General features: G+C 57.1%; 21 protein-coding genes and 1 riboswitch. Of the genes, 12 read left to right on the top strand and 9 right to left on the bottom strand.

The window, feature by feature from the left end:
* Nucleotide 1: 1 nt before the first annotated feature.
* Together LG297_RS01675 and LG297_RS01670 are read right to left on the bottom strand one after the other, a co-directional pair.
* A complete protein-coding gene (locus LG297_RS01675) occupies nucleotides 2-1,135 on the bottom strand; it encodes an efflux RND transporter periplasmic adaptor subunit (protein WP_404424489.1) in 1,134 nt (377 codons plus the stop codon).
* A gap of 277 nt (nucleotides 1,136-1,412) precedes the next feature.
* Entirely contained in the window at nucleotides 1,413-3,512 is a 2,100-nt protein-coding gene (locus tag LG297_RS01670; protein ID WP_404424487.1) for a methyl-accepting chemotaxis protein, read from the bottom strand.
* Between the two features lie 317 nt (nucleotides 3,513-3,829).
* Here LG297_RS01670 and LG297_RS01665 point away from each other — a divergent pair, with 317 nt between their 5' ends.
* The 3 genes from LG297_RS01665 (at nucleotide 3,830) to LG297_RS01655 (ending at nucleotide 6,028) form a co-directional block, all read left to right on the top strand.
* Nucleotides 3,830-4,747, top strand: a complete 918-nt coding sequence (locus LG297_RS01665; RefSeq protein ID WP_404424485.1) for an AraC family ligand binding domain-containing protein — start codon at nucleotides 3,830-3,832, stop codon at nucleotides 4,745-4,747.
* 169 nt (nucleotides 4,748-4,916) lie between these two features.
* Complete coding sequence (locus LG297_RS01660; RefSeq protein WP_404424483.1) at nucleotides 4,917-5,705, top strand: AzlC family ABC transporter permease; 789 nt, start codon at nucleotides 4,917-4,919, stop codon at nucleotides 5,703-5,705.
* Complete coding sequence (locus LG297_RS01655) at nucleotides 5,702-6,028, top strand: AzlD family protein (RefSeq protein ID WP_404424481.1); 327 nt, start codon at nucleotides 5,702-5,704, stop codon at nucleotides 6,026-6,028. The genes LG297_RS01660 and LG297_RS01655 overlap by 4 nt, the downstream gene beginning before the upstream one ends.
* Before the next feature lie 79 nt (nucleotides 6,029-6,107).
* On the opposite strand, the gene LG297_RS01650 is transcribed toward LG297_RS01655, so the two are convergent.
* The 3 genes from LG297_RS01650 to LG297_RS01640 form a co-directional block, all read right to left on the bottom strand.
* Nucleotides 6,108-7,703, bottom strand: a complete 1,596-nt coding sequence (locus LG297_RS01650; RefSeq protein WP_404424479.1) for a peptide chain release factor 3 — start codon at nucleotides 7,701-7,703, stop codon at nucleotides 6,108-6,110.
* A 110-nt stretch (nucleotides 7,704-7,813) separates the two neighbouring features.
* Nucleotides 7,814-8,848, bottom strand: a complete 1,035-nt coding sequence (locus tag LG297_RS01645; protein WP_404424477.1) for a permease — start codon at nucleotides 8,846-8,848, stop codon at nucleotides 7,814-7,816.
* A gap of 48 nt (nucleotides 8,849-8,896) precedes the next feature.
* Nucleotides 8,897-9,214 carry an ArsR/SmtB family transcription factor gene (locus LG297_RS01640; protein WP_404424475.1) on the bottom strand — a complete coding sequence of 106 codons (318 nt, stop codon included), beginning with the start codon at nucleotides 9,212-9,214 and terminating at the stop codon, nucleotides 8,897-8,899.
* 128 nt (nucleotides 9,215-9,342) lie between these two features.
* On the opposite strand from LG297_RS01640, the gene LG297_RS01635 reads away from it, so the two are divergent.
* The 6 genes from LG297_RS01635 (at nucleotide 9,343) to LG297_RS01610 (ending at nucleotide 14,676) form a co-directional block, all read left to right on the top strand.
* Nucleotides 9,343-9,684, top strand: coding sequence for an ArsR/SmtB family transcription factor (locus tag LG297_RS01635; protein WP_404424473.1), 342 nt, complete (start codon nucleotides 9,343-9,345; stop codon nucleotides 9,682-9,684).
* Nucleotides 9,685-9,720: 36 nt separating this feature from the next.
* Entirely contained in the window at nucleotides 9,721-10,239 is a 519-nt protein-coding gene (locus LG297_RS01630; protein WP_404424471.1) for an arsenate reductase ArsC, read from the top strand.
* Nucleotides 10,240-10,268: 29 nt separating this feature from the next.
* Nucleotides 10,269-11,318 (top strand): ACR3 family arsenite efflux transporter, encoded by a 1,050-nt coding sequence (arsB, locus tag LG297_RS01625; RefSeq protein ID WP_404426924.1) that lies wholly within the window; start codon nucleotides 10,269-10,271, stop codon nucleotides 11,316-11,318.
* Entirely contained in the window at nucleotides 11,315-12,331 is a 1,017-nt protein-coding gene (locus LG297_RS01620) for an ArsJ-associated glyceraldehyde-3-phosphate dehydrogenase (protein WP_404424469.1), read from the top strand. Before arsB ends, LG297_RS01620 begins: the two co-directional genes overlap by 4 nt.
* A 10-nt stretch (nucleotides 12,332-12,341) precedes the next feature.
* Nucleotides 12,342-13,562, top strand: coding sequence for an organoarsenical effux MFS transporter ArsJ (gene arsJ / locus LG297_RS01615; protein WP_404424467.1), 1,221 nt, complete (start codon nucleotides 12,342-12,344; stop codon nucleotides 13,560-13,562).
* Nucleotides 13,563-13,911: 349 nt separating this feature from the next.
* Nucleotides 13,912-14,676, top strand: coding sequence for a PhoH family protein (locus tag LG297_RS01610; RefSeq protein WP_062953226.1), 765 nt, complete (start codon nucleotides 13,912-13,914; stop codon nucleotides 14,674-14,676).
* 65 nt (nucleotides 14,677-14,741) lie between these two features.
* On the opposite strand, the gene thiC is transcribed toward LG297_RS01610, so the two are convergent.
* Both thiC and LG297_RS01600 read right to left on the bottom strand, forming a co-directional pair.
* Nucleotides 14,742-16,577 carry a phosphomethylpyrimidine synthase ThiC gene (gene thiC / locus LG297_RS01605; protein ID WP_404424465.1) on the bottom strand — a complete coding sequence of 612 codons (1,836 nt, stop codon included), beginning with the start codon at nucleotides 16,575-16,577 and terminating at the stop codon, nucleotides 14,742-14,744.
* 131 nt (nucleotides 16,578-16,708) lie between these two features.
* Nucleotides 16,709-16,824: riboswitch (TPP riboswitch) on the bottom strand.
* Nucleotides 16,825-16,886: 62 nt separating this feature from the next.
* Complete coding sequence (locus LG297_RS01600) at nucleotides 16,887-17,897, bottom strand: cation diffusion facilitator family transporter (RefSeq protein WP_404424463.1); 1,011 nt, start codon at nucleotides 17,895-17,897, stop codon at nucleotides 16,887-16,889.
* A gap of 207 nt (nucleotides 17,898-18,104) precedes the next feature.
* Here LG297_RS01600 and LG297_RS01595 point away from each other — a divergent pair, with 207 nt between their 5' ends.
* The 3 genes from LG297_RS01595 (at nucleotide 18,105) to LG297_RS01585 (ending at nucleotide 22,121) form a co-directional block, all read left to right on the top strand.
* Complete coding sequence (locus LG297_RS01595; RefSeq protein ID WP_404424461.1) at nucleotides 18,105-20,084, top strand: heme lyase CcmF/NrfE family subunit; 1,980 nt, start codon at nucleotides 18,105-18,107, stop codon at nucleotides 20,082-20,084.
* A 14-nt stretch (nucleotides 20,085-20,098) separates the two neighbouring features.
* Nucleotides 20,099-21,331: a c-type cytochrome biogenesis protein CcmI gene (ccmI, locus tag LG297_RS01590; protein ID WP_404424459.1), complete on the top strand. Its 1,233-nt coding sequence runs from the start codon at nucleotides 20,099-20,101 to the stop codon at nucleotides 21,329-21,331.
* Between the two features lie 343 nt (nucleotides 21,332-21,674).
* The gene (locus LG297_RS01585; protein WP_404424457.1) at nucleotides 21,675-22,121 is read left to right on the top strand and encodes a response regulator; all 447 of its coding nucleotides are present in this window, start codon (nucleotides 21,675-21,677) and stop codon (nucleotides 22,119-22,121) included.
* Nucleotides 22,122-22,223: 102 nt separating this feature from the next.
* Here the strand turns inward: LG297_RS01585 and atpC are convergent, their stop codons facing one another.
* Nucleotides 22,224-22,628, bottom strand: a complete 405-nt coding sequence (atpC, locus tag LG297_RS01580) for an ATP synthase F1 subunit epsilon (RefSeq protein ID WP_404424455.1) — start codon at nucleotides 22,626-22,628, stop codon at nucleotides 22,224-22,226.
* Between the two features lie 42 nt (nucleotides 22,629-22,670).
* Complete coding sequence (atpD, locus tag LG297_RS01575; protein ID WP_404424453.1) at nucleotides 22,671-24,089, bottom strand: F0F1 ATP synthase subunit beta; 1,419 nt, start codon at nucleotides 24,087-24,089, stop codon at nucleotides 22,671-22,673.
* Between the last annotated feature and the right edge of the window lie 12 nt (nucleotides 24,090-24,101).

The raw sequence follows: 24,101 nt of genomic DNA, 5'->3' as shown, positions 1-24,101 counted from the left end.
GTTACGATCCCTCGCCGGTGCCGTTGCGCTGTGCCACACCGGTTTCATCGCCACTGCGGATAGTTGCCGCCACATCACGACCAGGCCGCAGGCGAAGCACGCCTTCCACCACCACCAGATCACCCTTGGCAATCGGCCCGTCAAGCAGGATCCGACCCTGTGTCCGCTTCACGACACGGACCGGCACACGTTCGACCTTGTCGTCCTTGATCCGCCAGACATAGGTGCCGCCATCGCCCCAAAGCACGGAAATTTCCGGCACAGACGGATAAGTCTGACCTTCGATATCGACATAAACCGCAAAGGACATCCCCGAAAGAAGACGCCCCGTCGGGTTGGGGATGCGTGCGCGCACCCTGAATGTGCGGCTTTCGGGATCGATACGGCTGGCAATCGAATCCACCGTGCCTTCAAACCATTCCCCCGGAAGGCTCCAGGTTTCTACCCGAAGCGACTGACCGGTCTTCACATTGTCAAACCGGGTTTCGGGAACCTCGAAATCCACCAGAATACTTTCAACGTTATCCAGGGTCGCGATTAATGTGGAACTGTCCACGCGGTCGCCCGGCTCCACCTGTGGAATACCGACCGTGCCGTTAAACGGCGCAAGAATGGTCCGGTCCGCAAGGTCAACCTCTGCCTGATCCAACCTTATGCGCGCTTCGGCAAGGGCAGTGCGTGCCGCATCCACCTCGCTTGCCGATACCGCGCCAAGCGGACGGGCCTGTTCGTAGCGGTCCAGAAGCTGGCTTGCATCCTTGACCTGGACGGATGCCAGATCCCGTGCCAGACGTTCCCGGTCCGAATCAAGGATCAGCAGAACCTGTCCGCGCGATACTTTTTCACCGGCATGAAACAGAACATCATCTACTTCGCCCGAAACCGCCGGATAAATCGAAACGCCCAGTGTCGACCGGCCGGTTCCGACGGCCTCGACAACGGTTTTTTCTTCCATGATGCTCGCATATTCGGCAATCACCGGCAGGGCAGGATTTTCCGAACGCTGTAGGTTATCATCCCCTGTCTGGCTGTCTGCCCCGACAAAGGGCAACATGCCCTTATAATACGCAAACCAGCCGCCACCGGCTGCGGCAATAACCAACAGAAAAACGACTAGCCTACCTGTGCGTGACATCAAATGTCCGTTCTTGTGTGTTCTGGAAACATACGAAGACATCGCTGAAAATGTCTTATTGTCAGTACAATAGAACTTACTTTAGTTCCCGAAGGGCAGCGACCCGAAAATTGTATCAGAAATGTCGCAACTTGTACGCATCAGGTAATAGGCGGATTTGCCCTGTCCGGATCACTTTCCCCCGATAAAATGACAAAAGCCCGTACAAACCTGCACGGGCTTTTGGCTGATTGAATTGTGTGACCCGTTGTCCGAAACGGCGAAGAAACCGGACGGATCAGGCTGCCCCGCGAATATAATTACTTGGAAAATCAACAAGGTTTGACACTTCTTCCATCTCGTCGCCATCCGTATCAGAACGGCTTTCATCGCTGGCAGCAGATTCCACCGCGCGATCAAGCGACCCCGAAAGTGCCGTCACATCACGATCAACCTCATCGGCCTGACGCGTCAAATCAATGCTCAGTTTACGGGTGACCTCGATATCGCGCGATACCTCGTGTATCGCATTGCTGACATGAAGGGCCGCATCGCTGGCCGATGCAATCGCAAGGGTGATTTCCTCGGTCTCGCGGCGCTGATGTTCAACGTCGCCTGCCACTTCTTCGGAAATGGACATCATGTCGCGCACAGTCACACCAACATCTTCCATCGACCGCACACAACGATCCGTCACATTGCCCATCGCGCTGACATGGGCGGTGATCTGTTCGGTCGCCTGTGCCGTTTGGCCTGCAAGGTTCTTGACCTCGGCCGCCACCACGGCAAAGCCTTTGCCCGCTTCGCCCGCACGCGCCGCCTCGATGGTCGCGTTCAGCGCCAGAAGGTTGGTCTGCCCTGCAATCCCGCGGATCAGATCGACAATCTGTTCGATGCTGGTCGCGACTTCACGAAGGTCATCGACCGCCTCGGCGGATTGCTGGGTCGACCCCACCGCGTTCTGCGCAATGGAACGCTGACGATCCACGCGGTTGGCAATCGATCCGATGGCATCGGAAAGCCGCGTTGCCGCCTCGCTGATCGAATGAGCGTGCGACTGGCTTTGTTCGGCGGCGGCCGTTGCGGTTTCGGTTTGCCCTGTCACACGTTCGGCGGCGGCGGCAACTTCGCCAACCGCGTCCCGCATCCGGGTGACCTGATGGGTGACCGACTGCACAAGCCCTGCGGTCTCGCCCTCGATGGTTTCGGCCATCGCGCCAAGGGATGCACGGCGTTTTTCTTCTTCTTCGCGCTGCAGAGCGATACGTTCCTCGGCCATCTGTTCAATCTTAAGGGCATTTTCGCGGAAGATCGCCACCGTGCGTGACATCGCGCCAAATTCATCACCACGATTGAAATCAACCAGATCGATATCGGTGTTGTTTTCGCTAAGCCGCGTCATATCACCATTCACACGTCCCAATGGCCGCAGAATGCTAAGCGCGATGCCAATCGCCAGACCAAACGCAATCAGCGCCCCGATCCCGGCAACCACCATATTGGTGATCGCCTTGTTTTCGGACTGGCTATGCGCCGCCCCGACCAGGGCATTCTGACCCGCAACCGCTTCCTCGCGGATATTTTGGGCAATTGTCTGAACTTCGCGAACGGCTGATTTGAAATCATCCATCGACTGACGAAAACCGACGATCGACCCTTCAAGCTGGTTCGCCCCCTGCTTCAAAAGGTCATTATCCCGAATGGCATAGGAGAACAGTTTTTTATCCGACCGCGTCAGACCATCAACCGAACCTTTGATTTCTTCCTGAAGATCGGTCAGCGCCGAGGTTTGCGCCCGCGCCGCATCAAGGGTTTCCGATGTCCGCATGATCGCATATTGCAGGTTGCCCACAATTGCGTTCAGGTTGGCGGTTCCAAGCTTGTCTGCGTATTTTTCTGCCAGTGCAGGATCGCGTTTGGTGATGAAATCAACCAGTTCGCCCGCCGACTTGCCAAGCTGATTGGCACCCAGCAGCATCGTATCAGACGCCGCCGTCAAATTCTCGGCCCGCAGCACCAGCGGCTCCAGGGTTGCGATATATTCCGCATTCAGGCTTTCGAGTGCGTCGGCTTTTTCTGCATCGCCCTCGGCACGAAGCTGATTGATCAGGGCCGCACCACTGGCTTCCGCACTTTCGCGGATGGTCGAAATACCTTCGCGATCAAGCGGATCAACCGTCTGGGCAAACAGCAGAACCTGGTTCGACAGGCGTTCAAGTTTCAGGGCATATTCGTTTGCAAGCCCGACAAGCTGGGTGCTTTTTGCAATACGATCAGCATGCCCGCCAAATCCCAGCAGATACCAGGAAGACAGGGCACTTAACCCGATCAGCATGACGACAAGCACAAGAAATCCTGCAAAAATGCGATAGCCAATGCGAATACGGTCGAGAAACATGGGATCTCCAATGATCCGGAATGTGGGACATTTCCGCGATCAATAACCCGGCTTTCGCGTCGGTTTTGTAACAGTTAGATGAAATCCGCATTTGTCTATTCAAGTTCGGGCAGATGAGGACATTTTAATGTTCACCTGAACATTTGCTGCGTTGCAAAATACGCAAACCGAACCCTCACTATACGGTTGCTCAGTCCGCGCCTATCCGTATGTCCGCGCCCAAAACCGGCAGAATCCGCGACTTGTGCACCGATTCGACACTGGAAAGAACCGCAGCCGCTTGAATGGCAAGAATGTTCAAGCGGAATGGCAATTCCATGATTATACTTGCGCCCATGGCGCACTCACATCGACATGATCCGTCGCGCGGCGCACGGAAAACCGCCCCCACCCGCGAAGTCGCCCGTCACTGGCGGGCGGCAGACGGCATTGATTTGTTCGAAGCCGATTACAAACGGTTTTCCTTCCCCAAACACAGCCATGATTATTATGCGTTCGGCACCATCCTGAACGGCGCGGAACAATTCATGACCGGCGGCACCAACTATGTCGCCAGACGCGGTCAGTTGCTGATGATGAACCCGATGCAGGTCCATGACGGCAGCCCGGCCTGTGATGACGGCTATCAGTATCAAATCATGTTCATCGCGCCTGAAATCTTTGGCAATCTGGTGGCCGAACTCTCCCCAAAAAGCACCGGCCTGCCGTTTTTTGGCAATCATGTGGTCGATGACCCGGAACTGCATCTGCAACTGCAATCCCTGCATCGCATGTTCCGCCCCGACCTTGATCCGGTCGCAACCCTTCTCGAACGCGACAGCCAGCTCTTATACAGTGCCGCCCGCCTCGCCCTTCGCCATGCCGATGCGCCGCCCTTTTCCTATCAACCGGGCTCCGAAGACAAACGTGTCCGGGCGGTGATCGACTATATGGCCGACCATCTTGATGCCAACATATCACTCGATGAACTGGCAAGCCTGACCGGGCTCAGCCGCTTTCACCTGCTCCGCGTCTTCCGCCATGCGACCGGCTTGCCACCGCACACCTATTTCAATCACATGCGTCTGCGCCGGGCAAAACGGATGCTGTTTGACGGCTTTGGCATCGCCGATGTCGCGGCCGCCACCGGCTATGCCGATCAAAGCCACCTGAACCGGCATTTCAAAACCATGTGGGGTGTCAGCCCCGGTGCCTTCATCGCGGGCCTTGCCCCCGCAGCCAAAAAATCCCGCTAGGCCCTCGCTTCATCCCGCATCGCCTTGGGTCAAGATTGCGAAACAGCAATATCGTCCAATATTCCTGCTTGGAACTGCCTTAACTTAAGGACAGGCTCCTCGCCCACCACCAATCGTGCCCATCGCCACCAGCGATCAAAATCAAAAGACTGAAACGGAAACGCACAAGATGTCTCGCCCCCAATCCGCCCCGACACGGCATTTTGATGCCGACACCATAAGACGCGGTGCCATCGCCTGTCTGCCCCTGCTGCCCAGCACCATGATCTTTGGCGCGGTGCTGGGCGTGCTTGCCACCCAGCGCGGCCTGTCGCTGGGGGAACTTCTGTTCATGAGCCTCACGGTCTTTGCCGGATCGGCGCAGTTTGTGTCGGTTGATCTGTGGCGCGAAACCATCCCCAGTGTGACGATGATTGTCGCAACCGCGGTGATCAATCTGCGTTATGTCCTTATTGGCGCGTCGCTGCGCCCGGTGTTTCGCGGTCGTCCGCTCTGGGTCAAAATCTGCGGCATGCATATGGTGGCCGATGAAAACTGGGCGGTGACCATGACCCAGGAAAATCTTGCCAATCCGGGCTTCCTGCTCGGCGGCGGCATTTTCCTTGGCGTTGTCTGGGCGACGGGCAACACTATTGGCTATCTGCTGGGCGGGGGCATACCCGACCCGAATGTCTATGCCCTTGATTTCGCCTTCACCGCCGTCTTTGCCGCACTCACCGTTGGTATGTGGAAGGGCCGGGTTGATCTTCTGCCGTGGCTGGCAGCCGCCATCGGCTCCCTGATCGGGCATTACACCTTGCCCGGCACGTGGTCGATCCTTGCCGGGGCTGGGGCGGGGGTGATTGTTGCCGCCCTGACATGGCGCGAAGACATGGACGATACGGCACCCGAACCTGAAATAGCAGCAGATGCCTATGGCGCCCCCGAAGGCACCTATTCGACGGAGGCTGGCAAATGATGACTTTTCCCGATCTGACCAGTTTTAGCACCGCCTCGGTCCTGACCATCCTTGGCATGGCGATTGTCACCTATGGCATGCGCCTTGGCGGCCTTCTGATGGCCGACCGCCTGCCGCAACACGGTCGCTGGGCCCATGTGCTTGAACGCCTTCCGGGTGCTGTGCTGATTTCCGTCTGGGTGCCAAGCGCATTATCTGCCGGTGCGATTGGCATCGCCGGTGCCGCCGCCACCGTGATTACGATGATTGTCGTGCGCAACCTGTTTGCCGCGATGGTCGCGGGCATGGTGCTTGTCGCGGCGGGGCGGTATTTCCTCGGCTGACGACACACCACGATACACAAACAAAAAGGCCGCCCGGAAATCTACGGGCGGCCTTTTTAAATCCTGATTACGAGGGGCTTTACGCCGCAACCATATTCTGCTCACGCGTCGCTTCGAATTTCAGATTCGGCCAATCGCGTTGCGTGGTTTCAAGATGCCAGGCATTGCGCGCAATAAACACCAGCGTTTCGTCGTGATCCTCGAACAGGGCCGACTGGTTGGCATCGCGGAATTTCTTGATTTCCAGCGGATCGCTACCAATCACCCAACGCGCGGCATAGGCCGGGGTCGGTTCGAAATGCACCTTGATGCCGTATTCGGCCGCGATGCGTTCTTTCAGAACCTCGAACTGAAGCTGCCCAACCACACCAACGATCCAGTCCGCACCCATCATCGGTTTGAACACCTGTGATGCACCTTCTTCGGCAAGCTGTTCAAGCGCGCGCTGAAGATGTTTGCCCTTCAGCGGATCATCAAGGCGTACCTTCTGCAACAATTCCGGGGCAAAGGCCGGAACACCCCGGAAACGAAGGTCTTCGCCCTCGGTCAGGGTATCGCCGATGCGCAATGTGCCGTGGTTCGGAATGCCGATGATATCGCCCGGCCAGGCTTCTTCGGCAATGTCGCGTTCATTGGCAAAGAACAGCATCGGGTTATGCACCGCCATCTGTTTGCCCGCGCGCACGTGCTTCAATTTCATGCCACGCTTGAAATGGCCGGAACACAGGCGGATGAACGCAATGCGGTCGCGATGGTTCGGGTCGATATTGGCCTGCACCTTGAACACAAAGCCCGAAACCTTTGGCTCGGCCGCTTCGACCAGCCGCGTTGCCGCTTCCTGCGGGCGCGGGGTCGGCGCGATATCGCCAAGTCCGCGCAGCAATTCACGAACCCCAAAGTTATTGACCGCCGAGCCAAAGAAGACCGGCGTCAGATGTCCCTCGCGGTAGCTTTGCAAATCAAATGGCGGGCAGATTTCGCGCACCATTTCGACTTCTTCGCGCAGTTTTTCCAGAAGGTAACCCGGGATCAGTTCATCAAGCTTCGGGTCATCAAGCCCCTTGATCGGAATGGCTTCCTTGACGACATTGCCGCCTTTTTCCATGAACAGAAGCTGATCATTGACCAGATCGTAACAGCCATGGAAATCCCGGCCCGATCCAATCGGCCATGTCACCGGCGACACATCAAGCGCAAGGTCACGTTCAATCTGATCGATCAGTTCAAAGAAATCACGCGATTCACGGTCAAGCTTGTTCACAAACGTCGTGATCGGCACATCGCGCAGGCGGCAGACCTCAAACAGCTTGCGCGTCTGGGCCTCGATGCCCTTCGCCCCGTCAATCACCATGACGGCGGAATCAACCGCGGTCAGAACGCGGTATGTATCTTCGGAAAAGTCTTCGTGGCCCGGCGTATCAAGCAGGTTGAAGATGTTCTTTTCAAACTCGAACGTCATAACGGCGGACGACACCGAAATACCGCGATCCTGTTCGATCTTCATGAAGTCCGAACGCGCCCCGCGCTGTTCCTTTTTCGCCTTCACCGCACCGGCCATCTGAATGGCACCCCCGAAAAGCAGCAGCTTCTCGGTCAGTGTCGTTTTACCCGCATCCGGGTGGGCAATGATGGCAAAGGTACGGCGGCGCGATACCTGCTCGTCGATCGTCGGCATGGTTCATCCATTGATCATGATTTCGGGTTGGCGCGCACTGTACTGATTTTTACAGCGCGCGCCATCCCGAAATCGTCATATCGGACATGAACGGACAAGAACGTCCGGTTTCATATCACAAGCTGGAACACCAGCCCCGCAGCAAACGATCCGATCAGGGCATAGGCAAGATACAGGGCAAAAACCGGTTTCTTGACCAGCGCAAAAACCGCAATCGCCGCAGGCAGCGATGACACGCCACCCGCAACCAGAAACGCCATACCAGCACCAGGTTGCATCCCCTGCCCGATCAGTCCCCCGACCAGCGGCAGGGCGGCGTAACCGTTCAAATAGGCAGGAACCCCGACCAATGTCGCAATCAGGATCGGCGCGATGCCATCCCCGCCAACCGCAGCCGCCACCGTTTCAGCCGGAACATAAATCAGCATCAGGCTTTCAAGCAAAAAGGCAAGTGCCAGCCATTTGCCAAGAAACAGTGCGGTTTTCACCCCGTCACGGCGAAATTTTGTCACACGGTCGCTTTCCCGCCAGAAAGCCCATACCGGCGGTTTGGGCGTCCGCATTTTGGCCCCGCCACAACCGCCATTGCCCACACCGTCGCGTAACGGATCGGTCAGGAACCCCATCCGCGACAACCATAATGTCGCAAACCCGCCCATAAGGCCGATCCCGATCGCGGCCATGGTCTTGCCGATGGCAAAATCCATCCCGATGGTGCCTGCGGTCAACGCAAACATCCCCGGATCAATCACCGGCGATGCCAGCCAGAACGCCATGACCGGTGCCAACGGCACCCCCATCGACAGCAACGCTGCAATCAACGGAATCACGCCGCAGGAACAAAACGGTGACAGCGCCCCGAACGCGGATGCCATCAATACCATCGCAACCGGCTGCCCGGTAAAGGCACGCGCAATCAGGCTATCCGCCCCGGTCGCACCGGCCCATGCCGCAATCAGAACCGACGCCATCAGGAACGGCGCGACCGCCAACAGCTGATCAATGGTAAAGCCGATACTCGGATTAAGCTGATGCGGCACAAAAATGCCAATCGCCAGCAGGATGGCGCCGACGCTGATCCAGACACGGTCAAGGGATTTGCCCGATCTGGCGACACGGCGCAGTGTCAGTGCAATTTCAGTCATATCTACATCCCTAGAATAATAGTTATATTGACCCAAAAAAAGAGACGGCTAGACCGCATCCTCTTTTTCTTCGGCTTCCACACCGATGCAACATTCCGCAATCAGCGTATCAAGCACGTCGCGAATCGCCACGACATCGGCATGATTCATCGTTTCGCGCCCGTGGCGTTCCTGCCAGACCAGACCGGCCTGCACCAGCGCACCAAGATGATGGGCCAATGTGGATGCTGGCAATCCGGTATGTCGGCCAATCTCGCCAATGTTCAGGCCCGTCGCACCAGCCCGCACCAGCAGGCGGAAAATCCGCAGCCGGGCAGAATGACCAAGGGCGGCAAACGCCGTTGCAATATTGTCGGTGTCTCTCATGGGGAAAATAATATAACTATAAAACTAGTTTTGTCATCTTTTTTCTGAATTGCTGATCGGCGAAACGGATGTCGCAAACTTGTCATTTGACTTTGGCACAACATGTCGATATTTCCCGACATATGGAAATGAATACAGCAATCAGCGCCCTTGGCGCACTGGCACAGGAACATCGTCTGGCGGCATTCAGGATTTTGGTGCGCGTGGGCGAAGACGGCATGGCGGCGGGCGAACTTGCACGCAGCCTTGCGGTCCCGCACAACACCATGTCCACCCATCTGTCGGTTCTAAGCCAGGCCGGGCTGATCACATCGCAACGCAATGGCCGGTCGATCATCTATCGGATCGTCCCCGACGCCATGCGTGATCTTTTGGGATTTCTTGCCGATGATTGCTGTCAGGGCCGCCCGGAACTTTGCGGTATCGCGGTTCCCGGCAAAACATCGAACGCGAGCTCGACCTGTTGCTGAAACACCAAACCGGCATAACCGGACGGAGACATCATCATGACTGGCGGTACCTATAACATCCTGTTCCTGTGTCAGGGAAATTCCGCACGTTCCATCATGGCAGAGGCCATCATGAATCGTGAAGGCGCCGGACATTTCCACGCCTACAGTGCCGGGGCACATCCGCGCGGCAATCTGCATCCCTATACAATCGACCTTCTCAAAAGCCTAGGCGATGATCCGTCTGTCTTTTCCTCCAAGCCGATGGAGATCTATTCCGCGCAGGACGAAATCAAATTCGACTTCATCTTTACGGTCTGCGACCAGACGGCAAAGGAAAGCTGCCCGATTTTCCCCGGTTCGCCGATGACAGCCCATTGGGGCGTGCCAGACCCGGCAAGTGCGGTAGGGACGGAGGCCGAAATCCGCCTTGCCTTTGCCGATGCCTATCGCATGCTGCGCAACCGGATTTCGATTTTCATGAGCCTGCCTTTCGCCTCCCTTGACCGGATGTCGCTGCAAAAGAAACTCGACGACATTGGCAAAACGGAATTGCCTGCAAACGAAAGTGCCTGAACATGACCACCCGCTCCGATCCCGCACCGATGGGGATTTTTGAACGCTATCTGACGCTATGGGTCGCTGCCAGCATCATCGTCGGCATCGGCCTTGGGGAAACTTTCCCCGATGTCTTTCAGATGATCGGCAGCCTGACCGCCTATGAAATCAATCTGCCCGTGACGCTTCTGATCTGGCTGATGATCGTGCCGATGCTGATGAAGGTCGATTTCCATGCCCTGCATGAAGTCGGCCGTCAATGGCGCGGCATTGGCGTGACCCTTGGGGTCAACTGGCTGATCAAACCGTTTACGATGGCGGCCCTTGGCTGGCTGTTCATCGGCATCGTGTTTCGCCCCTTCCTGCCGGAAACCGAAATCGAAAGCTATATCGCCGGGCTGATCCTGCTGGGCGCCGCGCCCTGCACCGCGATGGTCTTTGTCTGGTCGCATCTGACACGCGGCGATGCGAATTTCACGCTAAGTCAGGTGGCCCTGAATGACACGGTGATGATTTTCGCCTTTGCGCCGATTGTCGCCCTGTTGCTCGGCATTTCCGCGATTACGGTGCCGTGGGAAACCCTGACGATTTCGGTCATTGCCTTTATCGTCATTCCGCTTCTGGCCGGTCAGGCGATCCGCAACCGCGTTTTGAAGGGCGGTCCCGATCGCCTGAAACGGTTCGAGGCCAAACTCGCCCCGGTTTCAATGGCGGCCCTTTTGGCAACACTGGTCTTGCTGTTTGCCTTTCAGGGCAAACAGATCATCGACCAGCCGCTGATCATTGCCATGCTGGCCGTGCCGATCATTCTGCAAACCTATTTCATTGCCGCCATCGCCTATGGTGCGAACAAGTTTCTGGGCGTTGAACATCGCATTGCCGCCCCTTCGGCGATGATCGGGGCATCGAATTTCTTTGAACTGGCGGTTGCCACCGCGATTGGACTGTTTGGATTTTCGTCCGGTGCGGCGCTTGCCACCGTTGTCGGCGTTCTCGTCGAAGTCCCGGTGATGTTATCGCTTGTCGCGATTGCCAACCGGTCGCGCCACTGGTTCCCGGCATCTGATACACCCCCTGTCCCGGAGTCCTCGAAATGACCCGCAAAATCCGTATCGGCATCAACGGCTTTGGCCGCATGGGGCGTCTTGCCTTGCGCGCGGGCTGGGGCCATCCCGGCCTTGAATTCGTCCATATCAACGAAATCAGCGGCGGGGCAAAAACCGCCGCCCATCTGCTGGAATTCGATTCCGTGCATGGGCGCTGGGATCATCAGGTCGCCTGTATCGATGATACGGTCGTCATTGACGGCCAAGCCACCCTGACCTTTTCGGAAAATGCCACACCGGGCGATACCGACTGGGTCGGGCTGGGCTGCGATATCGTTTTCGAATGCACCGGCAAATTCAAAACCCCCGAAACGCTTCAGCCCTATTTCGATCAGGGTGTGAAAAAGGTCATCGTCGCCGCCCCGGTCAAGGAAGGTGCGCTTAACATCGTTTATGGTGTGAATGACGATCTCTATGATCCGGCGGTCCATCACCTGCTGACCGCGGCAAGCTGCACGACAAACTGCCTGGCCCCGGTGGTCAGGGTCATCCATGAAAAACTCGGTATCGTGCATGGCTCCATCACCACCATCCATGATGTGACCAACACCCAAACCGTGGTCGACCTGCCGCACAAGGATCTGCGCCGGGCCCGGTCCAGCCTGCAATCGCTGATCCCCACCAGCACCGGCTCGGCCACCGCCATCACCATGATCTATCCGGAACTGGCCGGAAAGCTGAACGGCATTGCCGTGCGCGTGCCGTTGCTCAATGCGTCGCTGACCGATTGTGTGTTCGAGGTCGCCTGCGACACCGATGTCGAAACGGTCAATAACCTGCTGCACACCGCATCGGAAACCTATCTTGCCGGAATTCTCGGATACGAGGAACGCCCGCTGGTCAGTTGCGATTATCTCAACGATCCCAGGTCTTCGATCATCGATGCCGGATCAACCATGGTGATCGACAAACGGCAGGTCAAAATATTCGCCTGGTATGACAATGAATGGGGCTATGTCTGCCGGATGGTTGATCTGGCCGCCAAAGTCGCGCAAAGCCTTTAGGATCATTTTCATGTCATCGGCCATTCGCAATTATGCCCTTGTCACGTCCGCCTATTGGGGATTTACCCTGACGGACGGGGCTTTGCGCATGCTGGTTCTGCTGCATTTCAATGACCTTGGATACTCGGCCTTTGAAATCGCCCTTCTGTTTGTCCTTTATGAATGTGCCGGGGTTATCACCAATCTGGTCGGCGGCTGGCTGGCGCAGGCGCGCGGATTGCGCTTTACCCTGTTTGCCGGGCTGATCACCCAGATCGCCGCCCTTTCCGCCCTGTCTTTGACCAGTGAAAACTGGCTGCCGTGGATCTCCGTTGCCTATGTCATGGGCCTGCAGGCGGCATCGGGCGTCGCCAAGGATCTGACCAAAATGTCCAGCAAATCGGCCATCAAGGTTCTGGTGCCCGAAAATGCCGACGGGGCATTGTTTCGCTGGGTCGCCCTTCTGACCGGCTCGAAAAACGCGCTTAAGGGTGCCGGATTTTTCATGGGCGGCGCACTTCTGGCGTGGCTTGGCTTTGGCGGGGCGTTGCTGGCGATGGCAACCGGGTTGACCATCATCCTTATTGCGGTGGCCCTTTCAATCGGTCCCGAAATGGCCGCACCAGCCAACAAAGCCAAACCCAAATTCCGCGAAGTCTTCTCCAAGGATCGCAAGATCAATGTTCTGTCAGCCGCCCGCATGTTCCTGTTCGGATCGCGCGATATCTGGTTTGTCGTCGGGCTTCCGGTCTTTCTGGCGACGCACCTTGGATGGAGCCATATCGAGGTCGGCACCTATATGGCGCTTTGGGTGATCGGCTATGGCTTCATCCAGACGATTGCCCCCAAAATCCTGCGCGCAGGTACGCATGCCCCGGATGGTCAAAGTGCGCGTCTGTGGATTTTCGCCCTGATCATCGTGACCGCGGGCATTGCGGCCGCCGTGCAGTTTGATATCTCGCCCGAAATCGCCGTTCTGGGCGGCCTGATGGTCTTCGGGCTGGTCTTTGCGGTCAATTCGTCGCTGCATTCCTATCTGATCCTTGCCTATGCCGATGGGGACAGGGTCGCGATGAATGTCGGGTTCTATTATATGTCCAATGCCGTCGGGCGGCTGACCGGCACCGTCCTGTCGGGACTGGCCTATATGTATGGGGGTCTGGTCGGCTGTCTGGTGGTGTCGGCTGCGTTCCTTCTGATCGGCTGGATGATCAGTTTTGGCCTGCCAAAACACCAATCGGCAACGTCTTAGGGGCTGCATTAGAAAAAAGTTATCTCGCAGATGCGGGATAAATCGCTGAAAAGACTCAGTTTCCGATTTCACTTAAATTTCATCCGATAAAAAACAGTGACAAAACACAGGATGTAGGGGTACGATTCCAAAGTACGGTCAAGAACTGGACCGAAGGAGGGGTTCCCGAGTGACGCGAGAGCACGTTGTAAAACGGAATTTTTCGCCCCCCGGATCGCAGATGCAACATGCTGCTGCGAACGGCGGAGAACCCACCCGCCACTTCCATCGCAAGATGAAAATTGAATGCGCGCCTTTCCATGCTGGAATGGCGCGTTTTGCTTTATTGGCACAATTGATGAGGTGACTTATGGGTAAGCGCGCAGCACGCCGTCGTAGCCGTCCGCAGCAGGCAGACACCAACGTTCACGAGCTGTTTGACGGTGACAAGTCAAACTGGCATCCCCTGAACGGTCAGGGTGACGCCCCCCAGAACGGCCAACGCGATCAAAGCTTCCGCCGCCACATTCGCCCCAAAAGCGAAAACCAGGCGGCCCTGATGGAAGCAATCGACGCCTTCAACCTCATCCTTGCACTTGGCCCGGCTGGAACCGGGAAAACCTTTATCGCCGTGTCCAAAGCCGTCGAGGCCCTTGATAACGGCGAAATCGGCCGCATCGTTCTGGCCCGCCCCGCGGTCGAGGCCGGGGAAAATATCGGCTTCCTGCCCGGCGACGTCGAAGCCAAAATGGCCCCCTACCTTCGCCCGCTTTACGATGCGCTTAATGACCGTCTCGGTGCCAAACGCCTGCGGCAGTATCTTTCGGACGGCACAATCGAAATCGCGCCAATCGGCTATATGCGTGGCCGCACGCTCAACAACGCCTTCGTCGTGATCGACGAAGCCCAGAACTGCACCTATGGGCAGCTCAAGATGCTGGTTACCCGCCTTGGCTGGAACTCGACCATGATCCTGACCGGCGACCCGGATCAGACCGACCTTCTGCCGGAAATGTCGGGCCTGTCGGAAATGTCGGACCGTCTTGAAAATGTCGAAGACATCGCCTGCGTCAAACTGGCGGATAAGGACATCGTCCGTCATCCGCTGGTCGCCAGCATGCTGACCGTCCTCTGACCTTTCGGCACGGCAAACTAAAAGAAGAAGGCGGGTCCGTCACCGGGCCCGCCATTTTCGTAGGCTTATTCCCCGGTGCTTCGGGGCATGTATAAATCCCCGCCATCGCGGTATTTTTCCGCCATTGCCGCCATGCCTTCCTTCTGCACATCGGCCCGGATTTCGTGCGAAATCCGCATCGAACAGAATTTCGGCCCGCACATCGAACAGAAATGCGCGACCTTGTGTGCCTCTTTCGGCAGGGTTTGATCGTGAAATGCCCGCGCTGTTTCCGGGTCCAGCGACAGGTTGAACTGATCTTCCCAGCGAAATTCAAACCGCGCACGCGAAAGGGCATCATCGCGCACCTTCGCCGCCGGGTGCCCCTTGGCAAGATCGGCGGCATGGGCCGCGATCTTATAGGTAATCACCCCGGTCTTCACATCATCCCGGTCCGGCAGGCCCAGATGTTCCTTGGGCGTCACGTAACACAGCATTGCGGTCCCGAACCAGCCGATCATCGCCGCCCCGATGCCGGACGTAATGTGATCATAACCCGGCGCAATATCAGTGGTTAGCGGCCCCAGCGTATAAAACGGCGCTTCGCCGCAAATCGACAATTGCTTGTCCATGTTTTCACGGATTTTATGCATCGGCACATGGCCCGGCCCCTCGATCATCACCTGGCAATCGTGATCCCACGCGATGCGGGTCAATTCGCCAAGCGTTTCCAGTTCGGCAAACTGCGCGGCATCATTGGCATCGGCAATTGATCCTGGTCGCAATCCATCGCCCAGCGAAAAGGAAACGTCATAGGCCCGGCAGATATCGCAAATCTCGGCGAAATGCTCATACAGGAAACTTTCGCGATGATGATGCAGGCACCATTTCGCCATGATCGACCCGCCGCGCGATACGATACCCGTCACCCGGTCCACGGTTAACGGGATGTGATATAACCGCAATCCGGCATGGATGGTGAAATAATCCACCCCCTGTTCGGCCTGCTCGATCAAGGTGTCGCGGAATATTTCCCATGTCAGGTCCTCGGCAATCCCGCCGACCTTTTCCAAGGCCTGATAGATCGGAACCGTCCCGATCGGTACGGGCGAATTGCGAATGATCCAGTCACGGATATTGTGGATATTGCGCCCGGTCGACAGGTCCATGACCGTATCCGCCCCCCATCGCGTCGCCCAGACCATCTTTTCAACTTCTTCGGCCATCGATGATGTCACCGCCGAATTGCCGATATTGGCATTGATCTTGACCAGAAAATTCCGCCCGATGATCATCGGCTCGGCTTCGGGATGGTTGATATTGGCCGGAATGATCGCCCGCCCCCGTGCAATTTCATCGCGCACAAACTCGGGCGTTACATTATCGGGGATCACCGCTCCGAATGCCTCGCCGTCGCGCTTGGCATTGGCGCGCATCTCCGCCCGGCCCAGATTTTCACGAATCGCGACATATTCCATTTCGGCGGTAATGATCCCGGCCCGGGCATAGGCCAATTGTGTTACCGCCCGCCCGCCAATCGCGCGCAACGGTGCATGGCTTTGCGGAAATGGCGGAACCGCGTGGCTTTCGCTTTCAACAAAGCCGTTATCTTCGGGTTTGATATCGCGCCCGGCATATCTTTCGGTATCGGAACGCGCCGCGATCCAGCTTCGGCGCAGCCTTGGCAACCCCTTGGCAATATCAATCGTGACATCCGGGTCGGTATAAGGCCCCGACGGGTCATACACCTTGATCGGCGGTTCGCCCGCCGTGGGATGAACCGCAATCTCGCGCATCGGCACGCGAATATCGGGAAAGTGGGATCCGGCAATGTGGATTTTGCGCGATGCGGGCAACGGCCCGGTTGTGACATCGCCTGTGATACCGGTGGTGATATCGGTTTTGGTAGATGGAACAGACATAAAAGGCCCCTTTGCAATCAAGGCAATGGAGACCCAGTTCTGCGAGAGGCTGCTGATGAAAAATGCCGACCGGTGATGGGTAAACCCGCCATGACAAAAAGGGCGCACCCCATATGTCAAAACAGGTAAATATGCCGGCATCCGCACCATCCCTACGCCAGTATGAACTGGATCAGGTTCAAAGGGTCACTGCGCTGCAAAGCCAGCAGTTTCTCAGCCCCTTGTCGGGGCTCCCCAGGTGATCGATTGCAGGGTTGCAAGTTATGGGAATGTTGTCAATCGGCGGACACGGCCCGACGCACCAAAAGATCAGCGGCCCGTCGCAAGCTCGCCATTGGAAACCGGAATATCTTCCTGCCCGGCCTTGCGTGCCCGGCCCGTATGCCAGAATTCCGGGTCTTCTGTATAACCGCTAAACTCATCAAGATGGATATCTTCGGGCGGTTCGGGATGGATGGTGATATCCAGATCCGGATATTCCGACCGGATGCTGTCCATCACCTGATGGCAGATCGTGTGCGATTCCCGCATCAGCATCCCGCCATCCATGATCAGCTCGATCTCGGCAAAGCGATGCACGCCAGATGACCGGGTACGCAGACGGTGAATGCCGATCACGGATGCGTTTTTCATCGTCAGTTCAATGATCCGCTGGCTGTCTGATTCCGGCAATTCCTGATCCATCAGGACCGAAACCGAATTGCGCCCGACCTTGACCGCGGAATAAAGCAGGAAAAGCGCAACCATGCCGCCAATCGCCGGATCGGCCCAGTTGAAACCGGAAAAACCGGCCACAAGGGCAACAATCACCGCAAGATTGGCAAGGATGTCACTGCTGTAATGCAACGAATCTGCATCCACGGCGACCGAACCGGACATCCGCACGGCCTTTCGTTGCAGCAGCACCAGCCCGACGGTCATGACAAGCGATACCGCCATGATCCACACGCCTTCAATGGCAAACCGGATCGGCTGCGGATCGGCAAGCCGCGATCCGGCCTCCGCCAGAACCAGAATGGCCGCCCCGATCATGAAGGCAGACTGGAAAAGCCCCGCCAGCGGTTCGGCCTTGCCGTGACCAAAACGGTGATCGTGATCGGCCGGGCGCCATGCGCTGCGGACCGCCATGAAGTTGATCACAGACGTCCCGACATCAAGCATGCTATCAATCATCGAAGACAGAAGGCTGACCGAGTCCGTCATGAACCACCCGACCGCCTTGATGGCAATCAGCGTCGCGGCAATGACAATAGAGGCCGTCGTTGCCCGACGTGCCCATATTTCCCTTTGCGCGATGTCAATGACAGGACATTGACTCATGTTCTACAGACCCTTGGTCTTCAATTTCCGCTCGCTGATTGCGGTTTTATATCGTGAATTGGCGTAATATGTAATGACTATTGCCATACTTTGACCTTCGCCTGTGCAGCAAATAGCGCATATTTGATATTCCGCAAGGTTTTCAAACCGGACCGGAGCGACTATATCAGCCCCGCAGGCGGATAAGAGCAAACAACAGGCCCACTTATGATTGTTGAAATCGGACATTATGCCCTTGTGCTGTCACTTGTGATGGCGATGGCGCAGTCGACCATCCCGTTTCTGGCCGCATCCCGGCGTGATGCCGCACTTCTGAAAATTGCCCCGCGTCTGGCAATTGCCTGTTTTGCGCTGGTTGGCGCAAGCTTTGCGGCACTTACCTATGCCTATGTCACATCCGATTTCTCGGTCGTCAATGTGGTTGCCAACAGCCACACCTCCAAACCGCTGATCTATAAAATCACCGGCGTCTGGGCAAACCACGAAGGCTCGATGCTGCTCTGGGTGATGATCCTGACCCTGTTTTCCGCTGCCGTCGCCGCCTTTGGCCAGAACCTGCCGCCAAGCCTTCTGTCGCGCGTCATTGGCGTCATGGGTTTGATTGCGCTCGGCTTCCTCCTGTTCATTCTTCTGACGTCCAACCCGTTCGAGCGTGTCCTCAACCCGCCACTGGATGGCGAGGGCATGAACCCGCTGCTGCAGGACCCCGGCATCGCCATTCATCCGCCCTTCCTCTATCTCGGCTATGTCGGCTTTTCGGTGGCCTTTGCCTTTGCCGTCGCCGCACTCATCGAAGGCCGGGTTGATCCGGCCTGGGCGCGCTGGGTCCGTCCCTGGACCCTGGCCGCATGGATGTTCCTGACCGCGGGGATCGGGCTTGGCTCCTGGTGGGCCTATTACGAACTTGGCTGGGGCGGCTGGTGGTTCTGGGACCCGGTGGAAAACGCATCCTTCATGCCGTGGCTGGCGGGAACCGCGCTTTTGCATTCGGCGATTGTTGTCGAAAAACGCGACGCGCTCAAAAGCTGGACGATCTTCCTGTCGATCCTCGCCTTCTCCTTCTCGCTGCTCGGCACCTTCCTTGTCCGTTCCGGCGCGCTGACCTCGGTGCATGCCTTTGCCACCGATCCGACGCGCGGGGTGTTTATCCTGCTCCTGCTCTGCCTGACGGTGGGCGGGTCGCTGGCGCTTTATGCGTGGCGCGCCCCGACATTGAAGGGCGGCGGCCTGTTTCAGCCGATCTCGCGCGAAGGCGCGCTTGTCTTTAACAACGTGTTGCTGTCGATTGCGGCTGCGATGGTGCTGCTTGGCACCCTTTATCCGCTTTTGCTGGAAACCCTGACCGGTGAAAAAATCTCGGTGGGTGCGCCATTCTTTAATACCACTTTCGTTCCGATCATGACGCCCCTGATCATCGCCATGGCCTTTGGCCCGATGATGCCGTGGAAACGGGCCGATCTGTTTGCGGTAATGGGCAGGCTCAAAATCGCCATTGCCGCCGTGATCATGGTTCTGATCGTCACCTACTGGCTTGCCGGTGGTCCGGCCTTTGCCCTGTTTGGCATGGGGCTGGCAATCTGGCTGTTTGTCGGAACGATGCTGGAATGGGCCGGACGCATCAAACTGTTCCGCGAACCACTGGGCAACAGCTTCCGCCGCATGCGCAATCTGCCGCGCTCCGCACACGGCACCATGCTGGCCCATGCCGGGATGGCGATTGTCGTCGCCGGGATCACCGGATCACAGGCCTGGACCGAGGAATCGGTTCAATCGCTTGCCATTGGTGAAAGCACGGTGGTTTCCGGCCATACCTTCACACTCAGCAGCCTGCGTGAATATCAGGGTCCGAACTTCGTTGCCCGCGAGGCCACCATCACCATCACGACGCCAGGCGAACGCACCTTCACCCTGACACCGGAAAAACGGGTCTACACCGTTGAAGGCATGCCCACCACCGAGGCCGGCATTCGGTCCGGTTTCACCGGCGATATCTATGCCGTCATCGGCGACGAGGATGCCAGCGGCAAATGGGTTACCCGGCTTTATGTCAAGCCGATGATCCCGTGGATGTGGGCCGGTGGCATCATCATGGTACTTGGCGGGCTGATGTCACTTTCGGATCGCCGCTATCGTGTCGGCGCCCCGACACGCTCTGCCAAAACCGCCACCACCGTGCCAGCCGAATAGCGTTAGGAATCTCTATGACCATCTGGATTGTTCTTGGCGCCTTGACGCTGGTGGTAGCGGGTTATGTCCTGTGGCCGATCTGGCGATCATCGAATGCCTCCGCAAATGCTTCAAACGACGGTGCCGACGAACTGCAACGCGACCTTGCCGTTTATCGCGACCAGCTTGCCGAAATCGACCGGGATATCGAACGCGGGGTGCTGACAGCCGGACAGGCCGATGCCGCTCGTACCGAAGTTCAGCGGCGTATTCTGGCCACGGATCAGCGGATCAGCAAACGTCGGCAATCCGGCGAGGCCGCAACGCGGGTATCGCGCCTGCGACCAACCGTCGCCGTTTTTACACTACTGCTGTTCGCTGCCGGTATTGGCCTTTATGCAGACCTTGGCCGCCCGGACCTGCGTGATCGGCCCATTGCCGGTCGCACCGACGAAATCATGGCCGCCCGTCAGGCCAGCGACAATGACGCCAACCGCAATGCCGCGCTGAACCGCGCAGTGCAAGACCTGTCAAACCGGCTTCTTGACAACCCCGATGATCTCAAGGGGTGGGAATTGCTTGGGGCCAGCCTGATGGCGCTTGGCCGTGCCGAAGAAGCCCAGACCGCCTTCCTCGAAGCAGTCAAGCAATCCGGCCGGGACGGCGATTATCTGGCGATGTATGCCGAAAGCGTCATTCGCGCCAACAACGGGCAGGTCAATGCAATCGCACGCGGTGCGCTCGAAGAAGCCGCAAAATCTGACAGCCAGGACCCGCGCATCCAGTATTTCCTGGGGCTTGCCGATGCCCAGAATGGCGATGTTACCGCTGCCATTGACCGCTGGATCGCCCTTGTGAATTCCGCCCCGGCGGATTCCGGCTGGCTTCCGATGGTGCTGGGACGGATCGAAGAAGCAGCCCTTGCCCAGGGCATAGACATCACCGGACGCATCACGGCAACACCACCGATGGCGGCAACGGCCCCCAATGGCCCCTCGCGCGAGGACATGGAAGCCGCGGCTGAAATGACGCCCGAGGAACGCCGGGAAATGATCCTTGGCATGGTCTCCCAACTGGCCGACAGACTGGCCGAAGACCCGGAAAACCCCGAAGGATGGGCCCGATTGATGCGTGCCTATATGGTCATCGGCCAACCCGATCAGGCCAGACAGGCCTATGATACAGCCCGGCAGCAATTTTCCGACGATACCGGATTGTTAAACCGCTTTGCCGGTCTTGCCGACGAACTTGGCATTTCCGCGCAATAACAATCATCCACCTTGCATGATTTCTGCCATTTCTATCGACACGCACCGGGGATTCTCCGGTGCGTTTTTCTTTGCACCGACACCCTCGGATTTGATAAGATTTAATACGCAAGAATAGTATTTTGTTGAAATCTTCTCCCAATTCCTATTGATTTGTCTTATTCCAGCCCGGATCAATATCCGGCAAAAAATGAACCAAATTCGGAAAATGTGATCATATCGCCCTATAACATTGAAATTATTCTGTCTTTTTCTTCGTTTTACGACAAATATTGATTATGATTATGATCAATCAAAGGGGTTGTATGTATCTATCCCCCACCCAAAAGAATAAGGACATCGCATGATCGCCGGTGCCAGCGGGACCATAAGCAATTTGCTGCTGATTGAAGACAATCCGGGGGATGCCCGATTGGTTCAGGAAGCCCTGCGCGAATTCACCCATCCGGTTCAGTTGCATCACGTCAAGGACGCGATGACCGCCCGCCAGTTCCTGCAACAGGACGGTCCCTATCGCAATGCGCCCAAGCCGCGCCTGATCCTGCTCGACCTCAACATGCCGCGCAAGGATGGCCGGGAAATGCTGCGCGAAATCCGCAATGACCCGTCATCAGCCTCCATCCCCGTGATCGTTCTGACGACATCCGGGGCCGAACATGATGTTGATCTGTGCTATGCCGCCGGGGCCAATTGCTATCTGCGCAAACCGGTCGATGTGACCGAATTTATCGACCTGATGAAAATGATCGAATCCTTCTGGCTGGGTCTTGCCCTGACCCCGACCCCCTGAAGGACAGCATTCCGGCAGCCGCGATCCGCAAACGGGATTGAACAGAAAAAAGGCCGCTGTCTGCACAACAGCGGCCTTTCTCACAAAATCAAAGATCGATGATCAGTTGGACAATGCGGCAATCTGCGCACGGGCAATCTCGTACGCACGTTCGGCATTCGCCTTGTCATGCGCCGTGGTTGCCGCCTTCATATCCGCCTCGGCGGTCTCAAGACGTGCCTGGGCTTCATCGGCCTTGATATCGGAAACCGGAACAGCTTCTTCGGCCAGAATGGTGCAACGCTCGGGGTTAACCTCGGCGACGCCACCGGCAACGAAGATACGTTCGGAAACCTTGCCACCTGCATAGATGTCGATGACACCCGGACGAATGGTCGAGATCATCGGCGCATGCTTGGGCAGCACGCCAAAATTCCCGTCCGTGCCCGGAACAACGACCATCTCGACCGGCTCGGATTTGAGCAGGGCAGACGGCGAAACAAGTTCCAATACAGTCGTATCAGTCATGACAGTCCTCTCTCCCGTATGGGAAGGGGGACCGAAGCTGCCTTAGGCAGCTTCGGCCATCTTCTTGGCTTTCTCGATGGCTTCTTCGATGGTGCCGACCATGTAGAATGCCTGTTCGGGCATATGGTCATATTCACCAGCGCAGATGGCCTTGAACGCCTTGATGGTGTCTTCGAGCTGAACGAACACGCCCGGCGTACCGGTAAAGACTTCTGCAACGTGGAACGGCTGCGAAAGGAAACGCTGGATCTTGCGGGCACGGGCCACGACCAGTTTGTCTTCTTCCGAAAGCTCGTCCATGCCGAGAATTGCGATGATGTCCTGAAGACCCTTATAGGTCTGAAGGATACGCTGCACTTCACGGGCCGTCTCGTAGTGTTCCTTGCCGATAACGCCCGGATCAAGCGCACGCGAGGTACTGTCGAGCGGATCAACAGCCGGATAGATGCCAAGCTCGGCAATCTGACGGTTAAGCGTCGTGGTCGCATCAAGGTGGGCAAACGAGGTTGCCGGCGCCGGGTCGGTCAAGTCATCGGCCGGGACGTAAATGGCCTGGACCGAGGTAATGGAACCTTTTTTGGTCGAGGTAATACGTTCCTGCAGCGCACCCATGTCGGTTGCCAGCGTGGGCTGATAACCCACAGCAGACGGGATACGACCCAGAAGTGCCGACACTTCCGAACCAGCCTGGGTAAAGCGGAAGATGTTATCGACGAAGAACAGAACGTCCTGGCCTTCTTCATCACGGAAATATTCCGCAATCGTCAGACCGGTCAGAGCAACACGTGCACGGGCTCCCGGGGGTTCGTTCATCTGGCCATAAACCAGTGCGGCTTTGGATGCACCTTCCGGATTGATAACGCCCGATTCCATCATCTCGTGATAGAGGTCATTACCTTCACGGGTACGTTCACCAACACCTGCGAAAACCGAATAACCGCCGTGGCCTTTTGCCACGTTGTTGATCAGTTCCATGATGAGAACGGTTTTACCCACGCCCGCACCACCGAACAGACCGATTTTACCACCCTTGGTGTACGGCGCGATCAGGTCGATGACCTTGATGCCGGTAACCAGAATTTCGGTGTCGGTCGACTGATCGGTAAAGGACGGTGCTTCACGGTGGATCGGAGAGGTCATTTTCGCGTTGACCGGACCACGTTCGTCAACCGGCTCGCCGATGACGTTCAGGATACGACCAAGGGTTTCCGGACCAACCGGAACCGAGATCGCGTCACCGGTATCAATGACTTCCTGACCGCGACGCAGACCTTCGGTGGTGTCCATCGCGATGGTACGGACGGCATTCTCACCAAGATGCTGTGCAACTTCAAGAACCAGACGCTGGCCGTTGTTGTCAACATGCAGCGCGTTCAGAATGGGAGGCAGATCGCCGTCGAATTTAACGTCGACGACGGCGCCCATAACCTGGGAAATTTTCCCCGCCTTCTTGTTCGCCATAGGTATTGTCTC

The sequence above is a fragment of the Thalassospira australica genome (genome assembly GCF_044790785.1).
In the GTDB taxonomy this organism is placed as follows: domain Bacteria; phylum Pseudomonadota; class Alphaproteobacteria; order Rhodospirillales; family Thalassospiraceae; genus Thalassospira; species Thalassospira australica_A.
The sequence above is the reverse complement of the archived record's forward strand: the minus strand, read 5'-3'. Positions and strand labels throughout refer to the sequence as shown.